Here is a 22,995-nt window from a genome sequence, read left to right on the forward strand (position 1 = left end):
CAAAGATGCCTCAAGCATAACCCAGCGCGCCGCTTTCTCATAACCGCTTTACACGTTTGCGGGCGCGCTTACTGCGACGTTGCCACCAAAGGTAAGTACCGGTGACCGCCAGCAATAATGGCAAGACCCCAACAAAGCTATACCAAACCTTCACCGTAAGCCCGCCCCAACTGCCAAAATGCAGGCGCCGCACGGCATCAAGGGTTTTGCTGCCAGCACCTTGCTCATTAAGGTTATAAGTACTGAGGTGCGCGCCGGTGCTGGCATCATAACTCGACACGCTGCCATAGTTACTTAGCAACGGATTTGCCGTGGGCGCACGACCAAACACCGTAAAGGGAAGGCCAGGCTCGTAAGGAAACAAAATATAGGTCGGTTTAAACCCATCAATGCGCTCACGGCTGTCGGCGACGATTTCATCAATGTTGACGCTGTCACTGTACAAGCGCTCGGCCATGATGTGGTGTTCCTGCCCCCCACCATGCTCGGTCCACTCTTCGTAAAAAATCAGTCCGTTGTAGTACACACCGGTGATACCCAGCACTAACAAAACTGGCGACGCAAAGGTGCCACCCATTTTATGTAAGTCACTGAACACCACCAACATGCGCTGATTCCAGCGCAAGGTGAAAAACCTGGCCCAAAAGCGTCGGTACATGATCAGCCCCGAGATACCCATGAAGAGCAAAAATAGCCCTAACACCAAGGTCAGCAACAAACCAAAATGCTCGGTCGCAAAGCTGAACTCTAACCATTCAATGTCATTCAGCAGTAACGTGTAATGAAGCTCGACAAGCCAATCGGTTAAATAATGGCTGGGCTCGGTTGGCAAACTGGTCAATTGACCCGTTTTAGGGTTCAAATGAACCTTATGCCAGATATCAGTGCCTTTTTTGATGACAAAAACACGGTCGGCTTCATCATGACCAGGAGGGAAAATTTCCCAACTACCAATTTCAAAGTTAGGCAGCTGGTGGTTCACCCGTTGCTTTAGCTCATCAAGGGGTAAACGTGGTTGTTGCGAGGGTGCCAGCGTTGCGACCTCGGGCAGTAACAAACTATCGATCTCTTTTTTAAAGATCAAAATGCTGCCGGTTAAACAAATAAGCAGAAAGGGGACCATGAAGATGATCCCCAACCAGCCATGCCATTTATGTAACGATTTACGCATGCTCATAGTCACTCAACGCCCGCTTAAAATGCGTAGCTGACATTCGCCGAATAACTACGTTCTGCGCCATAATAACCTTGGGCCCACAGCAAGCTATTGAGGTACTTTTCGTCGGTTGCGTTGTTTACATTAACGCTTAATTGCAGCGCTTTCGTTAACTGGTAACTGGCCATCAGGTTAAGCCGACCATAAGCATCTTGCGTGGTCACTATGATGTCACCAGCGTTGGCATAGGTGTCACCAACGGTGCCCTGTACGCGCGAGATTTTGTCTTGCCAAATGTAGGTGGCCCCCAGCTTTAACTGGTCCATACTCGCTGGCCGATAGGTTAACGAGCTACGGAATAGGTTCTCAGGGGTATAGTCCTCCACCAACGCGTCACCGTCGATACTAAACGAGGTTAACGCCACGTTGCCTTGAAGGCCGGGTAGAATTTCTCCCGACAGCTCTACTTCAAAGCCCTTACTTTCAATGCCATCAACGGCTCGGTAAATAGGCTCTGGAACATTTGTTTCTGGGTTCATTACCTCGCCAGCACCGACCCCAAGGTTTTCCTGCTGCACATCAAAGTAGGCTGCTGAGAGCAACGCACCGCCGTTAAAAAGGTCGGCCTTAAAGCCAATTTCGCTGTTTTTGCCGGTTAGTGCGGGTAAGCGTTCAAAGTTTTCATCTCGCAAGTTCTGCGCCATGAAAGTTTCAGTGTAAGAAGCATAGGCGGTCACTTGCTCAGTCATGGCATAGGTGACACCGAAATAAGGTACGAACTTGCTTTCGTCGCGCGAGTTATCAACGCCATAGCCGAAACCTTCGGTTTCAAAGTTGGTGTAACGACCACCGGCCAAAAACTTAAGATCTTCCGTGAGCGACAAACGAGTTTGCATGTACACCGAACGTTGGGTGTTATCGATAGCGCTCCCTGCCAAGCCATCAGTAAATTCTGGGAAGGGGGTCGCGCCATTCCAATCTTCAAGAGCTGGCAAGGCTGGGAAGCCATTTCCCGTGTGAAAGTCGTACAGGCTGGTATCGGTATAGTCTAAACGCGCATAGCTCGCCCCTACTACCAGTTGGTGCTCTTCACCCCAAGCACGGAAACTTCCGCTGACATAGGCATCAAGCGTATCTTGTTTGTCGTCGAGGTCGTATTCACTGCCATAACCAATCAGCCCCAACCCTGTTTCAGGATCAAGCCCGGCTGCCGGGTCCGCTAAGTAGGTATAAAACAAATAGCTGTCTTCATCGGTGCGTACACGGTTGTACGCCACACGCAAGTTCCAATAATCACTTAACGCAGTTTCGATATCAACGAAGGTACGGCTTTCTTGCACATCCCACTGCGACCAGTCTGCGGCGATATTGGTGCTGCTATCAAAGTTGGTCGGGCTACCATCACCGTAATAGAGCGTTAACGCGCCCCAAAGGTTGCCCTCAGTTTTGCTAGTGCTTTCGCTGTGTCCAACGGTCACTAAGGTTTCGCTATTCGGAGCATAGTCGGCGACGGCATAAAATACTTGGCTTTGGTTCGCGTAGCGATCGAGGTAAGACTCGCGATCGTCGGCCACCACTACCGTTCGAACACGGAAGGCATCATTGATGACCGCAGAGAAGTCGCCTTCAATACGAAAGGTGTCCCACGAGCCGGCCGTGGCGCTTACGTAGCCTTTGGTTTCGCCAGTAGGGCGTTTGCGTACTAAGTTAACCGTTGCTGAAGGGCTGCCGATACCGGTCATCACACCATTGGCGCCATGCACAATTTCAATGCGCTCGTACAGTGCCGCGTCAACCCGGCCATGGGTATTGTCATTGATCAATGGCAAACCTAAACCATCAACTTGGAAGTTGTTCACCGCGAAACCGCGTGAGGTGTAGTAAGTACGGTCGCTTTCAACTTGCTCAACGTTAATAGTGGCAGAGCTTTCAAGGGCGCTATTGAGGTCATTCAGGGCAAAGTCTTTAAGCTTTTCGGCGGTGATCACCGTCACCGTCTGGGGTGTTTCCTTCACGCTTAAGTCGAGTTTTGATGCGGACTGCTGTTCGTTGGCTAAATAACCGCTTTGTTGTTCACCACGAATTTCTAATCGCTCCATGGCTTCGGTGGTTTGTAGCTCGGCGGCAAACGCGGCTGGGGCGAGGGCAATACTTACGGCTATAGCGACTGGCGACATCAACTTCACAACAAAATCCTCTTGCTCACAAAAAATGAGCGGCGATCTTAATCTAAATGATAACGATTCGCAATAGCATTAATGCATAGATTTATTTGTCGGCCATAAAAAAACGCAGGCCCTAAGACCTGCGTTTTAGCGAGAACTACAACAGTGAATTAGTTGCTTTTCGTTTCACTAATGTAATCGTTGACGAACTGCTCAAGTACATTCAAAGGTACCGGGCCATTCGCTAACACAACATCGTGGAACTCTCGGATATCAAAGGCGTCACCAAGTTCGGCTTTGGCTTTTTCACGTAATTCTAAGATCTTGTTCATACCGATCTTATACGCAGTTGCCTGGCCGGGCATCACGATATGGCGCTCAACCATTTTTCGTGCATCGGCTTCAGCATTTGGCGTGTTGGTAACGTAGAAATCGATGCCTTCTTCACGAGTCCATTTCTTATCATGAATACCGGTGTCGACCACTAAGCGAACCGCGCGCCATAACTCCATGGCCAAACGCCCGAAGTCTGAGTAAGGGTCTTCATAGAAGCCAATTTCTTTCGGTAACTTCTCGGTGTAAAGCCCCCAACCTTCAGAGTAAGCCGTGTAGCGACCAAACTTACGGAACGATGGAATATCTTCCAGTTCTTGCTGAATCGCAATTTGCATGTGGTGGCCCGGAATACCTTCATGGTAGGCCAGTGCTTCCATTTGATAGGTTGGCATTGACGCCATGTCATACAAGTTTGCGTAGTAAATACCTGGACGCGTACCGTCCATTGAAGGTTGTTGATAGAACGCTTTACCCGCAGATTTTTCACGGAAAGGTTCGACCGCTTTCACAATCATGTCGGCTTTTGGCTTCGTGATAAACAGCTCATCTAAGCGTCCGCGCATGGTATCGATCAAGGCTTTTGCTTCGGCTAAATACTGCTCACGTCCGGCTTCGGTATCTGGGTAGATAAAGTCTTGATTGTTGCGCATGTGTACGAAGAATTCTTGCAGCGTGCCATCGAAGCCCACTTTCTGCATGATCACACGCATTTCGTCGTGAATACGCTCAACTTCGCTTAAACCAATTTGGTGAATTTCTTCAGCCGTTAAGTCGGTGGTGGTCGTGCGTTGCAATGCGTTGTTGTAGAACGCTTCGCCGTCAGGGAATTTCCATGCGCCGTCTTTGGTCGTGGCTTGTTCTTCAATTTCTTTGACAGCGCTAATCAAGTTCTCATACGCCGGCTTAACCGATTCCACAAGGGCTTTTTCGGCGGCACTGACCAACTCGTTGTACTGACTTTCATCAATATCGAGGTTATCAACTTTACCGGTGAAGTCGGCCCATAAGGCACTTGGTTCACCATCGTCAAAAGGCGCGCCTGAGACAATATTCTGGCTATCGCTGATCACGTACGGATAAACGAACTTCGGTGCAATGATGCCTTTTTCGGCACGAATACGTAAATTCTCAGCAAGTTGGTCAAACAACTCAGGTAAGCCATTCAAACGTGCAATGTAGGCCTCGGCGTCGGCAACTTCTTTTACGCCATGTTGGTTGATCAGCAACGAGGCAACACTTGAATGCATGCCAAACATTTGATTCACGGGGTAGTTATAGTGACGCCATTGGTAGTCCGCAATGTCTTGCTCAAGCTTCTGCTTCATTAGCATCCAGCTAAGACGCGTTTGCTCATTGAGTTTCGTTTCATCAATGGCCATCACTTTTTCAAGCTGCGCTTTTTGGAAGGCGAGATCTTCAGCAGCACGCTCGTCCGAGATATCGTCCCATTTGTCTTGGTCTTTTTTAATGCCCAAATATGACTGATACATAGGGCTGCGCATCACCGTGGCCATGAAGATATCTTCAAAAAGCTTATTGGCTTTTTGTGATTCTGTTTGCTCGGTTTCCTGCGTACTTGCTTCGGGCGCAGTTTGCGTCGTTTCAGCGGCGGTCGTCGCAGTTTCTTTGGGGGCTTCTGAGCAGGCGCCCGTTAGTAACACTAGCGAAACGGCGAGTGCGAGTTTTTTATATTCGAACATGTTTTCTCTCCTGTAGTTTTTATCTTTGATATCCGTTGTGCGAGGGGATGTCAAATTAGCGCGGTAACAGGCTCAATTGATACGGCAAATAGCGGCAAGTCTTGTTACCATTGGAATTGCCGTTGTGTTGGATAATGCTGCGCTACTACAAACTGGCAAAAGGCGCTTAGCGACTCAGATGTAACTTAGGATGTAAAATGCTGAAAACAATAAACTCGATTAAACTTATTTTCGTGGCGATGCTCTTGATGCTGTCGCAAGCTGCTAATGCGCAAACCATTACTGAAAGCCAAGAACAAGATCTACAGGCTATCGAGCGACTGCTGCGTGATAACCCGCAGATGATAAGTAACATCCGTACGAGCCTTGAGAATTTTATGCAGCAACAAAAAGCCCAGCAGCAAATCTTTGAACGCTACCAGGCATGGCTGTATGAAAGTGGTGAGCACCCGGTCATTGGCGATCCGGATGCGGAGCATTCAATCGTCGTGTTTACCGATTACAACTGCCCCTATTGCAAAAAATTAGAGCCAAGCATTGAGAAGATCATTGCCGATTATCCGTCCATTAAGTTTATCAACGTGCTGTTGCCACTGCGCCAGCAACGAGTGGCAGGTATTAGCGGTAACTCGATTCTTTATGGCCTGAACGTGTGGGCAAGTTCACCTGATAAGTACTTCGACGTACATACCATGTTAATGGACCGTTCAAGTATGCATAACGCAGACTCGTTGCGCTCGATCGCTCGGCGCACACAAACGATGGGTGATCTCAAAGCGACCATTGGCGCAAATAACGTTGTTGATAAAAACTTGAGTGCTTTTCGCGACCTCGGCTTTCGTGGTACGCCAACCATTATGGTGGGCGATCAATGGATTCCTGGCTTTATTGAGCACGACGAGCTTGAAGCTGTGATTAAAGCGGAGTTCTTTTAACCGGTGAGCAACCTATGATACGCCCGTTTACGCAGCTCTGCTGCCCGCTTGACGGTGAGCCGTTAACGCTGTCAGAAAACACTTGGCACTGTGCCAGTGGCCATAGCTTTGATGTCGCCAAACAGGGGTACGTGAATCTGCTACCCGTACAGAACAAGCGTTCCAAAGACCCTGGTGACAGTAAGAGCATGGTACAGGCACGCGCGACCTTTCTCGCCCAGGGGTACTACCAACCGTTGGCCGAAGCGATTTCTGAACTGGTATTAAACAAAGGGCAGCAAAATCTTCTCGACGCCGGTTGCGGCGAGGGCTACTACCTGCGCCATGTGCTTGAAAACGCGACCACCAACGAGCTTAAGGTGGCTGCGTTAGATATTTCCAAATGGGCCGTGCTTGCAGCCGCCAAGCGCGACAAGCAGAGCACCTATATGGTCGCTTCAAATAGCCAGATACCGGTGGCTGAAGGTAGTATCGATACCTTGCTTTGTGTGTTTGGCTTTCCGGTAGACAGCGAGTTTCGGCGGGTACTCAAACCTGACGGGCGATTGCTGATGGTTGACCCGGCTTCGGAGCACTTAGCCGAGCTTAAACAAGTGATTTACGCCGAGGTAAAAAACAAACCTGAACGCTTGCCAGTATCAACCGAGCAATGGCGCCTTGAGTCTGAACGGCGGGTGACCTTTAGTGTGCATTTGCCAACCCCTGCAGCAATCAGCAATTTACTGGTAATGACACCACATTTATATCGTGCCAGCAGTGCCGGCCGCGACCGCGCTGAAGCCTTGAACAACTTGACCGTGACCGTGGACGTCTGGCTGCGAGAGTTTAGGCTGCGAGAGTTTAGCCTGCGCTCGTCACATCTACAGCAAGGTTAGGTTGTTTTCATTACTGTTAAATACCTTTAGTATAGCTTCCACTAAAACGTATTAGCGCAATGTTGTGTTTTTGGGATACTGATAGACGGCATGGATATTATCACGATTATTGTACTTACCGGGCTGACAAACCTGACCTTTGCCCTGTACAGCTGGCAGCAGGTAAGTAATCCCGAATCTCACGCCGCGTGTAAGCCGTTTGCCCAAGCTCAGTTGATTAAAGCTGTGTCGTATTTTATTTTCGCCGCCTCGTTGTATCACGCCCTCGCCGATATGCGACTCATTGCAAACCTTCTTATTTTTATTGGCTGTTGGGCCGAAGCAAGAGCCTACATCCAGCTCGCTGGAACAAAACTCAGAGGGCGGTTCTGGGCCATTGGCATTGTCACCACCTGTGCGGTGTTCACTTGGATGCACTATACCAGCGGCGACAACCTCAATAACATCATGATCGTCACTTCCTCTGTGTTGTTGCTGTTGCCAATTGGCACCAGCGCTTATGCACTGTATCAGCTTTATCGACAACACCCGGGAAGTGCTTTTGCACGAGTGCTACTCACCGTGAATAGCATGATGCTACTGTTTTGCATCGTACGCGCACCAGTGGCCGCCACGAATCCAGACTTCTACATTACGCAACGGCTGTTTATGAATCAGGCCTTTATGTTTGCAACCTTTATTTTTGCTCTTGGCAACGGCATTGGGTTTATTGGCTTTTTAAAAGAGCGCTCGGATCAAAAGTTGCGCCAACGTGCGGACGTTGATTATTTGACGGCAATCTATAATCGTCAATGCTTCGAGAAGCTCACCAAAGAGAAACTTAAATCTGGTGCATCCTTCAGCCTTTATTTTCTCGATATCGATAAGTTCAAATCGGTCAATGATCGCTTCGGCCATGCCGCTGGCGACCAAGCTCTGCGTTGTTTTGGAAAGCTACTGCGCAACAAACAAGAAAAGCATCATGGCATTGTTGGTCGTTTAGGCGGGGAAGAATTTGGTTTGTTGCTGCCCCAGTCGACCGCTAGCAGCCATCAACAAATCCTACAAACACTGCGTGATAACTTTGCAGCCGAAACCCAAACACTGATTGGCGAACCACTCACTTTCAGCCTCGGCTATTGCACCTCGAACAACGCCGCGTCGCTGCACGAACTGATGCACAAAGCGGACATCCTACTCTATGCTGCTAAAGCTGAATTAGCCAAATGAAAAAGACCAACCGTGTCACTCGACGGCTTAGAATTATCATGCCGATAGTGGCACTTATAGTTACCCTTGCTATCGCACCTATTGATTTGCTGCCGTACTGGCTTGCCCCGGTACCCGACACGGTGCAAGAACAGGTGGACGAAGCGGTAGAACAAGGCCTTGATGGCATCATTGTGGCTATTGATAAAGCCGGTCAAGCACCCGAGTTCTACGCCGCAGGCTGGAAGAATAAAGCCCTACAACAACCCGCTGACCCGCAGGCACTATTTAAGATCGCAAGTATCAGTAAGCTCTATATCGCCACTGCCGTTGCCAAACTGGCTCATGGCGGAGTGATATCCCTCGACCAGTCTCTGGCTGACTACCTACCCGAACTGGCGGACCGTATTGAGCATGCCGATGCCATTAGCTTGCGCATGATGGTGCAGCATCGCAGCGGCATTCCTAACTTTACCGACACCGAAGGCTGGGACTGGTTTACACCGAAAGCTTCTAGCGTAGAAGCACTTAGGTTAGTCCTCGACTTGCCTGCTGATTTTGAACCCGACGCGCGCAATAGTTATTCCAATACGAATTATCTACTGATCGGCCGCATTTTAGATAAGGTTTTGGGCTATCGTCACCAACACTACATTCAACAACAGATATTGTTACCACTAGGCCTTACCGACACTTACAGCTTATTTGGTCAAGTAGACAGCGAGCAGGTGGTAAGCGGTTATTGGTACCACTACGAAGACGACCTTAAGTCACTTGACCACGTTATTCCCGGAGGCTCGATGATTGCCACGATAGAGGATGTCGGGCGCTTTGTGCGCGCACTAAACGACGGCAGTCTACTCAACGACCAAGAACAAGCTATTTATACTTCACTTTACCCTTACCACCATAAAGGCTGGCTGCCTGGCTATCACAGTATTGCTAAGTACTATGAAGCAAGTGATACGGTGATCGTACAATTTGTGAATACCACCGGCGGTGATACCTGGGGCGTGGCATCGGTTGTCGGCGGCAAAGCCACCGCCATTTCGAGCATTGTTTATGATCGTATTGCCGCTATTGTCGCTAATCGGCCGGAAAGTAGTATACGCGGCGAATAAGGTGGTTGCTGAATTCATAAATAGCGATGCTTTGTTGAGCGCGACGTTGACCATTTCGCAGCCAACTCGCTTCTTCAATGGTGCTGACGCGCGAGCCTGATGCAGATAGCTTTATGAGTCTGCTTTGGCACGACGAACAGGACTCAAAATAGCCCTTCATCGCCTCTAGCAGCGCCTGTTTACCGCTCGTTTCAACGGCTATTTCAGCGCCGTTCACCGACAACCATTGCACGTCATCGGTCACATAGTCTGCCATGCGTTCACTGTCATGCGCATTAAACGCCGCCATAAAGGCTTCTACCTGCTTTATCGGTTCTGGGCTCGCTTGCACCGATGCGGAAGCGAGCGTCATCAGTAGTAATAATACATAGCGCATGGGTTGTGTCCTTTTATCAGTGGCTTTGAGTCTACTCGAGTATCATGAATTATGAAATGCACAGAAGTCCAGTAGTGGCGCCAGCGTATTATTAATTCAGACGATGCTCACGACGAGCTTCAATCTGTGCCGCAGGTAACTCGCTGCCAACAATAGGTTCGAGCGCAAACTGCACTTTAGGGATAAGCGCCTTGAACTCCGCTAACATCACTGTTTCGCTAACCACTTCATTAAACACCAACGTCACTCTCAAACTTTCCGGAAACTTCGTATAGTCGACGGAGTGCGTGAGCCATTCAAAGCCGCTACAGATAGATTTCGCCTGTTCACACACGGCGGTCAACTCACGAATGATGTCCCGTTCTATTTTTTTGTCGGTTTTGCGCATGACTGTATCCTTAGGGGGTAAGCTCTCAGTGAGTGCCTCAACGTGGTTGCTGTGTTATGTTTTAGTTGTTGGAAACACCTTTGGCGATAGCGATCAAACAATGACAGATGCAAGCTTAGTAAAATTGCTTAAAACAGCCATGATTCTAGGGGTCACTCTGTTGATCTGCGGCCACATTGTATTAGCGATAACCTTCGCCAACGATGACATTGGGCACCAAGGCTTCATTGCCGGGGCAGCGATGAGTGCCGTTGGTATTATTTTGTCGTTACCGACGAAAATTTATCTGACCATACTGTTGATGGAACACACCGAGAAAACCGATAAGCGGTTTACCCGCTCCGCTGATGGCCAAGCTCGGTCTGAAACCACCGAGTTTAAGGAGTAGCTGCAAGCGATAGTTCAACGAGGCTTGGTAGGGCTTGATCCAGAGCCAAGTTGCGATACATCACACCAACCGCAAGTCCGGCTCTTGTTTATGCGGGTTTGGAAAATCACCTTCTTTGGCACCCGGAGTGGCTCCGTCGCAGAGCCCTTTCGCATAACGATACAGGTTGTCGTACAAGAATCGTTCAAAAGGCACAAACTCAGCACTTTTACGGCGTTGTTTGTTCACTCGTTTTGTTTCCTGATTAAGCATTTCACAAAAGTGCCAGGCGTGTTCGCTATCGAATAGACGTGGCTTAACATCTCGTTTATAAGCTTCTAGCCAAAGCTTTGCATCGGCTAAATGGCCGTTAATGCTCATATCTAAGTTGCGATGGCATTCTGCTACCGGCTTCGTGTTAAATTGCCGCACGACTTCGGCAATTTGTGCATCTGTTCGCACAAAACCGCCCATACGAAACCAAGCCAACATATGCTCTAACCATAACGCATCAAAATCCCGCGCAATTTCATTCCAGTCCGGCTTTAATACGTAGGGCATGACAATGCTATAGCGGCTATAAGATTCCATCGCAAACACCAACCAGCAAAGCTCATCGCGCACGACATGAAATTGCCAGCCACATTGCACGCTGTTTGTTACCACTGGCTGTACACCAGGATTCTCGCCGTTCGCATCAGTAAGCCGGGGGAAGTCCAGTTTACATAGCTTGGTGAGTTGATTTGAGATACTGAATCTGAGTTTCATTGCATTTTGCTGTCCTGTTTATTAGCATTTAAATCTCTTCGTTCATCACCGCAACAACATCAATTTCAAATTTATCCTTAATTTCTTCGATTAGGTGGATCGCCAGCTGCTCCAGTTCTTTGAGAATCGGACCATCTACTAGAGCTTCTAATTGCTTACGTTTGCGATTCGGAACTTCACCACCGTTTTGAATAATAATCGACAAAACCATATCGATTTTAGTGTTCGGCAAGTCCGCATTTTCATTGATAAATTTTTTCAAGCGATCGAACACGGTAAGTAAGCATACTTCCTTTAGTAAATCATCGGAGATGGCCGTATCCATCATTTCATATACAAACTTTACATGCTCGGTGTAGTCCGGAAAGCGATACATGTAATCAATATCATTATTGATTACGATTTTATTGGAATGGTCGAATTCGTAATCCAACATCGCCATTATTGGTATCGAAATGGTTTCAAGAACCCGGTCGTATTTTTGTTGGTTTTTTAGGATCGCAGCAGATATCGGAATAATAAACTTATGCACTGGTTCTCGATGCTTCATGACGTCATGAATCAGATAGCGATGAATGCGACCATTTCCATCGTCAAATGGGTGAATATAAACTTCACCGAAAGATATCAAAGTTGCATGGAATAATGGGGGAACTGAGCCATCGATCATCAAGTTTTCATGTAGCTTAAATAGACCATTCATCATACTTGCTACGTGTTCTTGTTTAGCTCCAACGTAATGAACATCCTCGTCTCGATTCCCAAACCGTTGAATCGTTGTACCGACATAAATCTCCGATTCACGGTAATCGACCGATTTAAATCTCTCATCCACAATTTGATTCTGAACGTTGATAAGCGAATGCTTATTCAACTCATATAAGCCAACATTTTTTATGGCATTTAGGAATCTTTGCATTCGCTGTCGGTTTGGCTTTTCTCTCTCTATCTCCGTCGATGACTTTGTTTCTTTTGTATAAAGGTAATTAACTGATCGTCCAATCACATCAACTGATAACTGCTCTCCGATGCGCTGCATTTTCGCAAATGCAGTTTTATAAACGTCAGCCTCATCAAGTTGACTTATATCAGCTGTTTTTCGGATCGTTGGACAAAATTCGGGTGTACCTAACGCGTTGTTAATAACCCGCGTTCGTTTGTCTTTCTGCCCATTTCCTAGGGTGTAGTAGAACTCGTCCTCAAACAGTTTTATATAATTCGACGACTTTAAGTCCGGGATATCAAGCTTCCGCCCAGTTAACCATTCGTACAGAAACCAGAGGACTCGGTTATATTGACTTGTCGGTTTATCTAAAATAAACGCAGTAAATTCAGTCACATTAATTTTTTTATAAACTGCCGCAAAGAAATGTAGCCTGATGCCTTGGTTTTTTATTGCCGCATGCATCTGCCAGTAGGGGTTGTCATCGTACTTTAGATGGCCAGGAATTACCTTGCGCTTGCTACCACCATATTGGATCAACTGTTCCTTTTCCGCGTTTGGATCCTGATAAACCTCCACACCGAGCTTCGGTAGACGTAGATCGTAATGCAGATTGAGGTAAGCATATCCAACTGGTTTCATAGCAGTCCTTTACTTCTCGCCAAAAAGGTCTTATTTTTAGTCAACGTTTATGTATACGTATATGATAGCTGGTTTATCAGAGAAATCATTACATTTTAGATGTTTTAATTACAAAATAGGTTTTTAACTTACAAATCGAGATTTACTTTTTGAATTTCGAGTTTTAGTTACCTCAAGTCGTACCAAACCATCGGCTCAATCACATCAGCAACCTGTTGATGCGCCTGCCGTCGCTCCTCATAGTAATCATACCGGTCATAAATACCTTCTACGCCTTTCAGGCTATGGTTTATAGCCCGTTCGCCAACGGCGCCGCTGAAACCTAAAGCAGATACTTGGCTACGAAACGGAAAAACCAAGAAGATCCAGAAACAACAATGCCCTTTATTTAAAAGGGCTTTGGAAGCATCAGGAAAATATCAGATAGGGCAGAGAAATTTACTCAATGTTCTGGATCTGAATATATTTAACGACCATACCTGTATGATATGCATAACTATTAACGGAAAGATGGCTTATGTAGTCACCACTTTTGTCACCAATACTGCTTCGACAAAAAGCTGTGTTTTGAGAGGAATATAAAAAAGAAAGGGAGCCCAAAGGCTCCCTAAGTTCTTTTCTTACGACCAGCTTAGCTGGAAGGAGAAGCCGCTGCCATTCTCAAACTGCTTTCTACTCCTTACGAGTTGACCGCAGTAGGTGCTTGCACGGACCCACAAGTCTTTCGACTTGCCTCATTTTTATAGACCGAAGGGGCGTAAACTTGGTCTTGCACACATAATAGCCGTTTCGAGTAAAACATTCAAGCAACTAGCATTATAAAGCACTTAGCAAGCAAACAGCTCCAGCGACATTAAACCCACTAGCTTTTAACAGTTTCGCCGCATTCGAAATAGTTGTGCCGGTGGACAGCAAATCATCGACCAACAATAAGTTTTCAGCTGGTAAGCACTCTAGCAGATCGGTATTTAACGACAATGGGTTAAAATAAGGACGTATTTTATTCCTCATTTCCTTGAGGGTTACCAATTCATTCGGATCAAGCTTGGCAAATGTCGCTAGTTGCGACTTTACCTCTGCTCGATGCTGCCTTTTGACTGCAGCTTGATCAAATCCCGCGATAACTTCCCCAACGGTCGCTTTTTTGAAGATGCTATTGAATATTTCTGCGCCGTTTTTCCTAGATATTCGACGAGCTAAAATTTCTGCTACAGGATAGGAGGATGGCACCGTTACTAAACCGCCGCACGGAACTCTCTCCATGATTTTATCAAGAATGGCGTCGAAACTTGGATTAAATCGCACTAGTTCTCGACTGCGGATCCGAAAACCTTTGGTTTTCTTTAGCGCATATATAAACGGATTACCGTCCCTCTCTTTATCACCATCTTTTGTTCGTCGGTATACGCTGTAAGTTAAAAGGTTAGGATACTTCTTCAATGCAGGATTTCTGTCAGGGCATGTTACAAGACGTAACTGATGATCTTCATTTAAAGTCACAAACTTATCTCTTGAAACATCTATACCCACGCTAATTCCTTTTAACAGTTTGCGTTCACGATAACCTGGTGGAAGTCCTTGAAGTGGTTAAGGGAGGGATTCGAACCCTCTCAAGTGTTCAATTCACTAACGCTTCCTAACGATTCGAACCCCATTCGCGGGGTCTAAATCTAATGCTTCACAATACTCAATAAACTCTATCAAGTCTAATCGCCGCTCGCACTGCTCGACCTTGCCCACAAAGGAGTGAGGGACTCCCAGCTTGGCTGCCAGATCGCGCATAGTTAGTCCTTGGTCGCATCTAGCTTTTTTGAGCCAGGCAACTAAGCGCTGATGTTGTGGACTATGAAGTGTCTTGTGCATTGTCCCATTCTTAGGTACAAGTGACCTTGTACCCAATTCAGGTACAAACAATGTTAAGCAAGGACGGATAAGTTATGAGCTACGGCTATGAGCCAAAGGTTTGGAAAGAAAAGGCGCGCCAGCACTGGCAAGAATTTCAACCTACGCTATTTAACGAACTAAGTGCATCGAATCAGTTGGAAGATGCGCTTCATTATGCGGTCGAACAAACGTGGGCTGAAATGCAAAGTTTGATGAGTGAGGGCTTTCAGGCGCACTAAGCCTGGGAGATGGTTCGCGAGAACTACTTATTCGTCCCTGAGGAAGAAGGGTTGTATGACGACGAGGAACTGCCGGTTAATGTCATGCACGAATATAACCAATGGCTTCACGAAGAATCGATTCGCCAAAACGAGGAATGGTTAAAACAGTTTGAGCAAGACGCTGAAGTCGAATCAACTGTAACCAGTGACAACAACAAAAATAAGCAACCAAACGTTGCGTGGTTGACAGTTCTTCGCTGGATAATCATGTTACCAGCAGCGTTGGTGGTAGCCTATCTAGCAAGTCGTCTCGCGATTTTAGTGATAGGCTTTGGGCTCACCTCTGAAGGTTATTCAAACTTCTCTTTTTGGACCCGATTTTACTTAGTAACTTCAGAGCATGTCGTTTTGGGTATAGCCCTAATTTTTACAGCTGTCGGTATCGCCCCAAGCCACAAGCACATCGTTGCCATATCTCTATCCATTTTTACTCTTTTATTTACCGGCTTCCTGATTCATTCGATACTCCTTCTCAGCGATTACTGGGCCCTATGGGGTGCTTTTTGCCTAGTTACCTCGGTAATGGTTAGTGCAACCAACGTGTACCGATGTTATCGGTGAATTACAGAACTCGTCGAATCAACCTTATTTTATTGATTTCATGTTAGCGATCGGAGATGGTAAGCACTCTCAGTAACGAAGGGACTGTTATGGGTAGCGGCGTTCACAATAAACTAATAGGACAAATCGGTGAAAACTTAGTTGCGGCCAAACTCGGCACACTTGGATATTATGCATCGCCTTATGCCGGTAATGTACCTGGTTTTGACTTGACTGCGGTCGATAGCAAAACACTTTCATCGTTTCCTATTCAAGTAAAATGCAGTACTGCTAACACCCTTGTGCACTCGCAAATTGACCGTTGGATTGAGACCACTATTGATTCAACTGGCAAATATTTTTTTGGCGAGTTAATCCACCTCGAGCACCCGAACATGCTTTGGATCATGGTTAATCTACCCCATGGCCAGATTGAGAATGCCCGCTATTTTATATGCCGTGAATCTGATATTCAGGAGCTGGCTGTCGAGCGTTTTATTGCCTTTATTAAGCGTCATGACTACCGTCGTCCTAACGGTGGCAACTCCAAACAAGCAATTCTCACTCTCAAAGAACTTGGTAGATATGAAGATAACTGGTCGCTCATTGCGCCAGCTAGTAAGACTATAACAACTCATGATGGAAGGGAATCAAATGACTTATAGCTCAAATGGATTCAAAACCTTTCTCCGCAATGAGCGGAAATCCAATGGCGAGGCATATTCAAATAATACGGTTAGCCAGTATGTCTCAGCTGTAAATAGAGCCGCACACCATGCAGGTTTTGATTTGTGGTCTTCTCAAAGCGAAGAAGTCGATAACTTTGTTCAAAAGTTTGAACCGGGTCATGAATTTGAAGAATTTGGAGCGCAAGGTAACAACACCGTCATATCTGCTTTGCGATTGTTGAAAAGATACTTTGCCAATAGCAACAGCTACCTACTCACATGGAATCCTGAGAAATATCACGTTGGCGGCAATTCGGGTGTAGAGCTAGGGAACGAACAACAGTGGAGTTGCAATAGCACCAAACCACAAGTGGGTGATCGTGTATACCTCATGCAAGTAGGTGTTGAGCCAAGGGGAATTATTGCAGCTGGTATCGTGACTCAGGAGTCTTTTGAAGACAAAGATTGGGGTGATGAAACCAAAACTAAAAAATATATAAAGTTCAAACCAGTAGCCGTGCGGAACCCCCCTGAAGCTGGTCAACAGGTCTTAAATCAACTTAATCAACTAGCCCAAGAAACCGGCATTAATTTTAGCTGGAGCCCCCAAAGTTCTGGTATCAGTATTCCAAATAAAATATCTGATAAATTAGCGAGTTATTGGTTTGATGAAGATAGCTCGGTTGAGGAGAACACAATGACCGACAACGCCATCACAAAAGTATCTCAACCGCTTAACCAAATCCTATTCGGCCCCCCTGGCACCGGTAAAACGTTCACAACTATTGAACGCGCTGTGCGAGCTGCAGAGCCGAATTTCACTTGGTCCAACCGAGATAAACTAAGAACTAGGTACCAAGAGCTTATCCACCAAGGGCGTATTCGGTTTGTCACTTTTCACCAAAGCTTTAGCTACGAAGATTTTGTGGAGGGGCTTACCGCACATACTGATAACGGAAACTTGGTCTATGAAAAGAGGCTAGGCATCTTCCGACAAATTGTTAAAGCGGCGAAGGAATACCAAGTTAGCGAGATTAAAAATGCTGCAACCTCATTTGATGAGTGTTGGGAGGCTTTTTTAACCGAATTAGAAGACAGTAATAAAGGTATCAGCATCACAACGCGCCGTAGCAACTTCACCGTTACAGAAGTTGATGCCAACACCATTCGTTTTGATAAAAGCCAAGGTCAATCGGTTCATACGCTTTCAGCCACCACATTAGAAGCTGTCTTTAACGGCGAACGAGAAATCAAAGGCGGCTTGCAGCCATATTACGAATCGCTCGTGCGTCGATTAAAAGAAATTGGTTCTAAGCTAAACAACAAAAAGGTTGAGCGCCAGAATTACGTGCTCATCATCGACGAGATCAATCGCGGTAATATCTCACGGATTTTTGGTGAGCTGATCACACTAATCGAACCATCTAAGCGCTCTGGTGCAACAGAAGCGCTAGAGGTAACACTTCCACTGACTGGCGACCGGTTCTCGGTGCCTGATAACTTATACATCATCGGTACAATGAACACTGCCGACCGTTCACTTGCAGGGCTCGATTTGGCCTTGCGTCGTCGCTTCGATTTCATTGAAATGCCGCCCCTTCCTGAAGAACTCAAAGGGGTTAGCGTTGACGGCATTGATGTTGAAGAGATGCTCGACGTTATCAATCGCCGAATTACGGCACTACTGGATAAAGACCACTGTATTGGCCATGCCTATTTTATTCATTTGAAAGACAAATCAGATGTTGTGTTACATGACCTCGCCGAAATTTTTCAGCAGAAGATCATTCCGCTGCTTCAAGAATACTTCTTTGAAGATTGGCAGCGTATCCGTTGGATATTGAATGATCAAAGCAAGTCGAACGACCATGCATTTATCGTGAAAGATGATGCGATTAATTTTGATGAGCTGTTCCCCGGCGATGTGCAGCTAAACTCGCGTGACCGGTGGCGATTGAATGAGTCTGCTTTTGAACAGGCCGCATCTTACAAACAGATTTATGAAATGGGTAGTGCTGAGTAATGACGTCGACGGTTGTTGTTCGCGAATATGCCTATTTGACCACTGCACCGGTAGTGGTGAACACACTCGATCGCGCACATATTAGCGAGTCGGCATTTCGTTGGCTCGTTGAACTTGGGCAGCAATTTCGGCGCAATGGCCTACCGTTATTTGAGCTTGATAGTCAGAAGCTTCTTCGTTTGGATAATTACGTCGGCGTGCTTGAGTCACCCTGTGGAACGGTGATTGAGGTGCTACCGAAGCACACAACAGAACAAACTTCCGCGGCCGAAGCTCGCGCTTTGCTAAAACGGCTAATCAAAACCTCAATGCAACTTTCAGTGCGCGAGGCAGACTTTGCCGATGTTGAGCGATTTGAAATGCCGATTCGCGAGTGGCTTATTACTTATTTTTTGAGTGAGCTGGAAGTTTTACTAAAGCGAGGTCTGCAGTTCGATTACCAAGTTCGAGAGGAAGAAGCACGCTTCTTGCGCGGCCAAATGGATATCGCAAAACAACTGCGCCAGCCACCCGGAAAAGCGCATGTATTCAATATTCGCCATGACTTGTTTTTACCGGATAGACCAGAGAACCGTCTTATCAAATCTGCGCTTGTTGCTGTGTGCTCAGCCACTCAAGACAACGACAACTGGCGGTTAGCTCACGAGATGCTCTCACAACTCCTACAATTGCCCGAATCGTCGGACCCTAGGGCTGATTTCAAATCTTGGTCAACAGACCGCTTGTTGACGCATTACCGACCAATTAAGCCTTGGTGTGAGTTTATCCTCAACCAACATGTTCCACTTTCTGTCTCTGGTGGCTGGCGCGGCATAAGCATGCTCTTCCCAATGGAAAAGCTGTTTGAGAACTATGTTGCTGAACAGCTTCGACGAGCCATCGGCAGCAAGGGCACTGTCAGAACCCAGCTTGCTACCGAGTACCTTTGCCAACATAAGGGCAAAGGAGTGTTTAAGTTAATACCGGATATAGAGGTTGTCATTGGTGACAAGCGCTGGATCCTGGATACCAAGTGGAAGCTACTTGATGTATACGATGGTGGTTCAACTTACGGGCTGAGTGAACGGGACTTTTACCAGATGTTGGCGTATGGAAATCAGCTACTAGGATGCTCGGGTCATTTAATGCTGGTCTACCCTGCCTGGGACAAGTTTCAAGCCTCTAAAAATATTGAGCTATTTCATTTTAGTCAGACTTTAACTTTATCCGTATCCAGCTTCTGCCTAACTAAGGACTCATTAGCATCCACAACTGAAGTGTATCGAAAACTCCTGAATAACGAACTCAGTGAAGAGGCACATACCTCGAGACGCTCAGCACGTTGAAACAGAAGTGTCTGACTTCAATTCGAATATGTTGTGATACAGACTCAAAGTGATAGATTAATTAACAGTAACAAAAGATAGTGTTAACAACTAAGCGAACTGCTACTTGAGCAGGCTCCGAATAAAAGCGAACACAAGGAATGTCATGACCTTCAGTACGAATAAATTCAACGAAGATAGCCGGGTCAAAATACCAGCAATACTGCACCTGATGCGCTTAGGCTATCGGTATCTATCACTCAAGGGTCAAACCTGGGACTTAGATACCAATATCTTCCCGGATTTATTCAAAGCGGCTATTGGAAAAATTAACCCCGGTATTGAAGATGCCGAAGTAGGCCGTTTATTCGACGATGTCAAACTGCTGCTTGATAACGAAGACCTTGGCCGTGCTTTTTTTGAGCGCTTGTCTGAACGATCAAACACCAAACTGATCGATTTAGAAAACTTCAACAATAACAGTTTTCATGTTGTCACCGAGCTGACTTGTCAGAATGGTGATGAAGAGTTCCGCCCAGATATCACTGTGTTGATTAACGGAATGCCGCTGGTGTTTATTGAGGTGAAAAAGCCCAATAACCGCGAAGGTATTCTGGCCGAGCGTGACCGCATCAACAAACGCTTTCAGAACCCTAAATTCAAGCGTTTTGCTAACATCACCCAGTTTATGATTTTCTCCAATAACATGGAGTACGACGACGGCGACCCTGAACCAGTACAAGGTGCCTTCTACGCCAGTAGCTCATATAATAAGCCTGTTTTTAACTATTTCCGCGAAGAAGAAGTATTAAACTTAACCGCGCTGCTTAAACCTTTGCCGGATGAAGATGAACTTAAAGTTTTAAAAGACAATAATCTGGAAGTGATCCGCAGTAACCCAGAATTTCAAACCAACAAGCAACCCGAGCGCCCAACCAACCGCATTTGTACCTCTTTACTGAGCCGTGAACGCCTAGCTTTTATCTTGCGCTATGCACTGGCCTATGTATCAGAGTCAGATGGGCTACAAAAGCATATCATGCGCTACCCGCAGTTGTTCGCAACCAAAGCTATTGAACAAAAACTAAGCGAAGGTATCAAAAAGGGCATAATCTGGCACACTCAAGGTAGTGGTAAAACCGCTTTAGCCTTTTATAGTGTTCGCTATTTAACCGACTACTTCCAAAAACAGCAGATAATTCCAAAGTTTTACTTTATCGTTGACCGGTTAGACCTTCTACAACAAGCACAACGGGAATTTACTGGCCGAGGCCTAACCGTGCATATAATTAATTCACGTGATGCGTTTACACGTGATATTAAAGCTACACAGGTGATCCATAACCATTCTGGTAAACCAGAAATTACCGTGGTGAACATTCAAAAGTTTAAAGATGATCCGGATGTGGTTAGTACCAATGACTACAACGTGGCAATACAGCGCGTCTACTTTTTGGACGAAGTGCATCGCAGCTACAATCCCAAAGGCAGTTTTTTAGCGAATTTAAGTCAATCAGACAAAAACGCCATCAAAATTGGCTTAACTGGTACACCATTATTGGGTGATGACTACAACTCGCGTGCGTTGTTTGGCGACTACATTCACAAGTACTATTACAATGCTTCAATAGCCGATGGTTACACTTTGCGCTTAATTCGCGAAGAAATCAGCACACAATACAAAATCGAACTACAGAAAGCCCTTGAAGAAGCCGAAGTCAAAATGGGAGATGTGGACCGTAAATTAATATACGCTCACCCAAGCTTTGTAGAGCCCATGCTAGCTTATATTGTGAATGACTTTGAAAAAAGCAGAGGTGCTTTGAACGAATCTAGCATTGGCGGGATGGTCATCTGTGATAGTTCAGACCAAGCAAAGCAGATGTTCGAAATATTCAATGAGGTTTATTCCCAATCACCAATTTTACCGCAAATGTCTGGAGACCAAACACCAGTATTGCAAGAAGCTGCCGAACCACCGCCAATCACCTATGGAGGCGCTGCTAAACAAGCACAAAAGGTAAAAAACGCGGCTCTGATTTTGCATGACATAGGCACCAAAGAAGAGCGTAAAGATTGGGTAGAGGACTTTAAAGCAGGTAAAATCGACTTTCTGTTTGTCTATAACATGCTTCTCACAGGCTTTGATGCTAAGCGGCTGAAAAAGCTATACCTAGGTAGAGTGATCCGCAAACATAATTTGCTACAAGCCCTTACACGGGTAAACCGCACGTACAAAGATTTCCGCTACGGTTATGTCGTGGATTTCGCTGATATTCGACAAGAGTTTGATGCAACGAACAAAGCCTATTTTGAAGAGCTACAGTCGGAGTTAGGCGATGAGATGGAGCATTACTCACACCTATTTAAATCTCAGGAAGAGATCGTACAAGAAATTGAGCATATCAAAGACGTTCTGTTTCGTTTTAATACCGACAACATGGAAGAGTTTTGCAACCAAATCAGCCAAATTCAAGACCGTGATACCATTTTAGCGCTGAAAAAGGCCCTCGCCGATGCTCGCAGCCTGTATAATTTGATCCGCTTGCAAGGTGATTATGACTTTCTGGATGAACTGGATTTTGCCAAGCTCAATGTACTTTACCGTGAAACCAGCAACCACCTAGACTTACTCAACCTTAAAAATGATTTAGAAAGCGGCCAAGATACCAGTACCCTGCTAAACCGCGCCTTGGAAGACATTATTTTCAAGTTTGTTAAAATTGGCGAAGAAGAACTGGTACTTGCCGACAAGCTTAAAAACACCCTGCGCCAAACACGCGAAGCCTTAGCTAGCAATTTTGACCAACAAGACCCGAAGTTTATAACCTTAAAAGAAGAACTAGAGCGCTTATTTAAGAAGAAAAACTTAAGTGAAGTCACCCAAGAGGAAATGGTTGCCAATATTGATGCCCTGAATAAAATACACGACCGCGTCAAAGAGCTAAACCGCGAAAACAATCAGCTAAGGCAAAAATACCTCGGCGATGCTAAATACACGCGTATCCATAAACGCCTTCAAGAACGTCAGCGGAGGCAATGTGATATCAGCGAGTCCGAGCGTAAAATATTTGAAGCCCTCGCGGGTGTGAAGCAAGATGCTGACGAACAGGTACTCAACAACAGCCAAGTGCTCGATAACGAAAACTACTTCGAGCGCCAGATGATGCCGCTCGTGATAGCACGCTTTATGAAAGAGCAAAAGATTAAACTCAACTCCGATGCCTCACGTTATATCAATCACTTGGTCGTCGCCGAATATTTAAAAGAATTTAATACCGGCAGCCAAGCTTGGTAACATTTGCTTCGTCATTGATAACTACGCCGGTAAAACT

At 46.2% G+C, this 22,995-nt stretch carries 21 protein-coding genes; 11 read left to right on the forward strand and 10 right to left on the reverse strand.

Annotation, left to right across the window (positions count from 1 at the left end):
• Window positions 1-37: 37 nt before the first annotated feature.
• The 3 genes from PSI9734_RS08715 to PSI9734_RS08725 form a co-directional block, all read right to left on the reverse strand.
• Window positions 38-1,177 (reverse strand): PepSY-associated TM helix domain-containing protein, encoded by a 1,140-nt coding sequence (locus PSI9734_RS08715; protein ID WP_246194859.1) that lies wholly within the window; start codon window positions 1,175-1,177, stop codon window positions 38-40.
• Between the two features lie 17 nt (window positions 1,178-1,194).
• The gene (locus PSI9734_RS08720; protein WP_246194878.1) at window positions 1,195-3,333 is read right to left on the reverse strand and encodes a TonB-dependent siderophore receptor; all 2,139 of its coding nucleotides are present in this window, start codon (window positions 3,331-3,333) and stop codon (window positions 1,195-1,197) included.
• 158 nt (window positions 3,334-3,491) lie between these two features.
• Entirely contained in the window at window positions 3,492-5,357 is a 1,866-nt protein-coding gene (locus tag PSI9734_RS08725) for a DUF885 domain-containing protein (protein WP_173920737.1), read from the reverse strand.
• A 197-nt stretch (window positions 5,358-5,554) separates the two neighbouring features.
• Between PSI9734_RS08725 and PSI9734_RS08730 the strand changes: the two genes are divergently transcribed.
• From PSI9734_RS08730 to PSI9734_RS08745, 4 genes are all read left to right on the forward strand, one after another.
• Entirely contained in the window at window positions 5,555-6,292 is a 738-nt protein-coding gene (locus PSI9734_RS08730; RefSeq protein ID WP_173920738.1) for a DsbA family protein, read from the forward strand.
• Window positions 6,293-6,306: 14 nt separating this feature from the next.
• The gene (locus tag PSI9734_RS08735) at window positions 6,307-7,167 is read left to right on the forward strand and encodes a putative RNA methyltransferase (protein ID WP_173920739.1); all 861 of its coding nucleotides are present in this window, start codon (window positions 6,307-6,309) and stop codon (window positions 7,165-7,167) included.
• Window positions 7,168-7,257: 90 nt separating this feature from the next.
• Window positions 7,258-8,376: a GGDEF domain-containing protein gene (locus PSI9734_RS08740; protein ID WP_173920740.1), complete on the forward strand. Its 1,119-nt coding sequence runs from the start codon at window positions 7,258-7,260 to the stop codon at window positions 8,374-8,376.
• Window positions 8,373-9,476 carry a serine hydrolase domain-containing protein gene (locus PSI9734_RS08745; protein ID WP_173920741.1) on the forward strand — a complete coding sequence of 368 codons (1,104 nt, stop codon included), beginning with the start codon at window positions 8,373-8,375 and terminating at the stop codon, window positions 9,474-9,476. Before PSI9734_RS08740 ends, PSI9734_RS08745 begins: the two co-directional genes overlap by 4 nt.
• On the opposite strand, the gene PSI9734_RS08750 is transcribed toward PSI9734_RS08745, so the two are convergent.
• Together PSI9734_RS08750 and PSI9734_RS08755 are read right to left on the reverse strand one after the other, a co-directional pair.
• The gene (locus PSI9734_RS08750; RefSeq protein ID WP_173920742.1) at window positions 9,442-9,852 is read right to left on the reverse strand and encodes a nuclear transport factor 2 family protein; all 411 of its coding nucleotides are present in this window, start codon (window positions 9,850-9,852) and stop codon (window positions 9,442-9,444) included. The genes PSI9734_RS08745 and PSI9734_RS08750 overlap by 35 nt on opposite strands.
• A gap of 91 nt (window positions 9,853-9,943) precedes the next feature.
• Window positions 9,944-10,240, reverse strand: a complete 297-nt coding sequence (locus PSI9734_RS08755; protein WP_173920743.1) for a hypothetical protein — start codon at window positions 10,238-10,240, stop codon at window positions 9,944-9,946.
• Here PSI9734_RS08755 and PSI9734_RS08760 point away from each other — a divergent pair.
• Window positions 10,239-10,628: a hypothetical protein gene (locus tag PSI9734_RS08760; RefSeq protein WP_246194860.1), complete on the forward strand. Its 390-nt coding sequence runs from the start codon at window positions 10,239-10,241 to the stop codon at window positions 10,626-10,628. The two genes, PSI9734_RS08755 and PSI9734_RS08760, sit on opposite strands and share 2 nt — an antisense overlap.
• Before the next feature lie 60 nt (window positions 10,629-10,688).
• On the opposite strand, the gene PSI9734_RS08765 is transcribed toward PSI9734_RS08760, so the two are convergent.
• The 5 genes from PSI9734_RS08765 to PSI9734_RS08785 all read right to left on the reverse strand — a co-directional run bounded on the left by PSI9734_RS08765 (window position 10,689) and on the right by PSI9734_RS08785 (window position 14,823).
• Window positions 10,689-11,375 (reverse strand): hypothetical protein, encoded by a 687-nt coding sequence (locus PSI9734_RS08765; protein ID WP_173920744.1) that lies wholly within the window; start codon window positions 11,373-11,375, stop codon window positions 10,689-10,691.
• 28 nt (window positions 11,376-11,403) lie between these two features.
• Window positions 11,404-12,960 carry a Fic family protein gene (locus tag PSI9734_RS08770; RefSeq protein ID WP_173920745.1) on the reverse strand — a complete coding sequence of 519 codons (1,557 nt, stop codon included), beginning with the start codon at window positions 12,958-12,960 and terminating at the stop codon, window positions 11,404-11,406.
• Between the two features lie 167 nt (window positions 12,961-13,127).
• Window positions 13,128-13,319 (reverse strand): site-specific integrase, encoded by a 192-nt coding sequence (locus PSI9734_RS08775; RefSeq protein ID WP_173920746.1) that lies wholly within the window; start codon window positions 13,317-13,319, stop codon window positions 13,128-13,130.
• Window positions 13,320-13,776: 457 nt separating this feature from the next.
• Complete coding sequence (locus PSI9734_RS08780; protein ID WP_173920747.1) at window positions 13,777-14,490, reverse strand: type I phosphoribosyltransferase; 714 nt, start codon at window positions 14,488-14,490, stop codon at window positions 13,777-13,779.
• A 96-nt stretch (window positions 14,491-14,586) separates the two neighbouring features.
• Complete coding sequence (locus tag PSI9734_RS08785) at window positions 14,587-14,823, reverse strand: helix-turn-helix domain-containing protein (protein ID WP_173920748.1); 237 nt, start codon at window positions 14,821-14,823, stop codon at window positions 14,587-14,589.
• A 74-nt stretch (window positions 14,824-14,897) separates the two neighbouring features.
• On the opposite strand from PSI9734_RS08785, the gene PSI9734_RS08790 reads away from it, so the two are divergent.
• The 6 genes from PSI9734_RS08790 (at window position 14,898) to PSI9734_RS08815 (ending at window position 22,958) form a co-directional block, all read left to right on the forward strand.
• Window positions 14,898-15,083 (forward strand): nucleoside triphosphate pyrophosphohydrolase family protein, encoded by a 186-nt coding sequence (locus PSI9734_RS08790; RefSeq protein WP_173920749.1) that lies wholly within the window; start codon window positions 14,898-14,900, stop codon window positions 15,081-15,083.
• A 9-nt stretch (window positions 15,084-15,092) separates the two neighbouring features.
• Complete coding sequence (locus PSI9734_RS08795) at window positions 15,093-15,686, forward strand: hypothetical protein (protein WP_173920750.1); 594 nt, start codon at window positions 15,093-15,095, stop codon at window positions 15,684-15,686.
• A gap of 89 nt (window positions 15,687-15,775) precedes the next feature.
• Window positions 15,776-16,330 carry a hypothetical protein gene (locus PSI9734_RS08800; protein WP_173920751.1) on the forward strand — a complete coding sequence of 185 codons (555 nt, stop codon included), beginning with the start codon at window positions 15,776-15,778 and terminating at the stop codon, window positions 16,328-16,330.
• Window positions 16,320-18,356 carry an McrB family protein gene (locus PSI9734_RS12040; protein WP_246194862.1) on the forward strand — a complete coding sequence of 679 codons (2,037 nt, stop codon included), beginning with the start codon at window positions 16,320-16,322 and terminating at the stop codon, window positions 18,354-18,356. Before PSI9734_RS08800 ends, PSI9734_RS12040 begins: the two co-directional genes overlap by 11 nt.
• Window positions 18,356-19,681 (forward strand): McrC family protein, encoded by a 1,326-nt coding sequence (locus PSI9734_RS08810; protein ID WP_173920752.1) that lies wholly within the window; start codon window positions 18,356-18,358, stop codon window positions 19,679-19,681. Before PSI9734_RS12040 ends, PSI9734_RS08810 begins: the two co-directional genes overlap by 1 nt.
• A 145-nt stretch (window positions 19,682-19,826) precedes the next feature.
• Window positions 19,827-22,958, forward strand: a complete 3,132-nt coding sequence (locus PSI9734_RS08815; RefSeq protein ID WP_173920753.1) for a type I restriction endonuclease subunit R — start codon at window positions 19,827-19,829, stop codon at window positions 22,956-22,958.
• Window positions 22,959-22,995: the final 37 nt, after the last annotated feature.

The sequence above is a fragment of the Pseudidiomarina piscicola genome, from assembly GCF_902806985.1.
Taxonomy (GTDB): Bacteria; Pseudomonadota; Gammaproteobacteria; order Enterobacterales; family Alteromonadaceae; genus Pseudidiomarina; species Pseudidiomarina piscicola.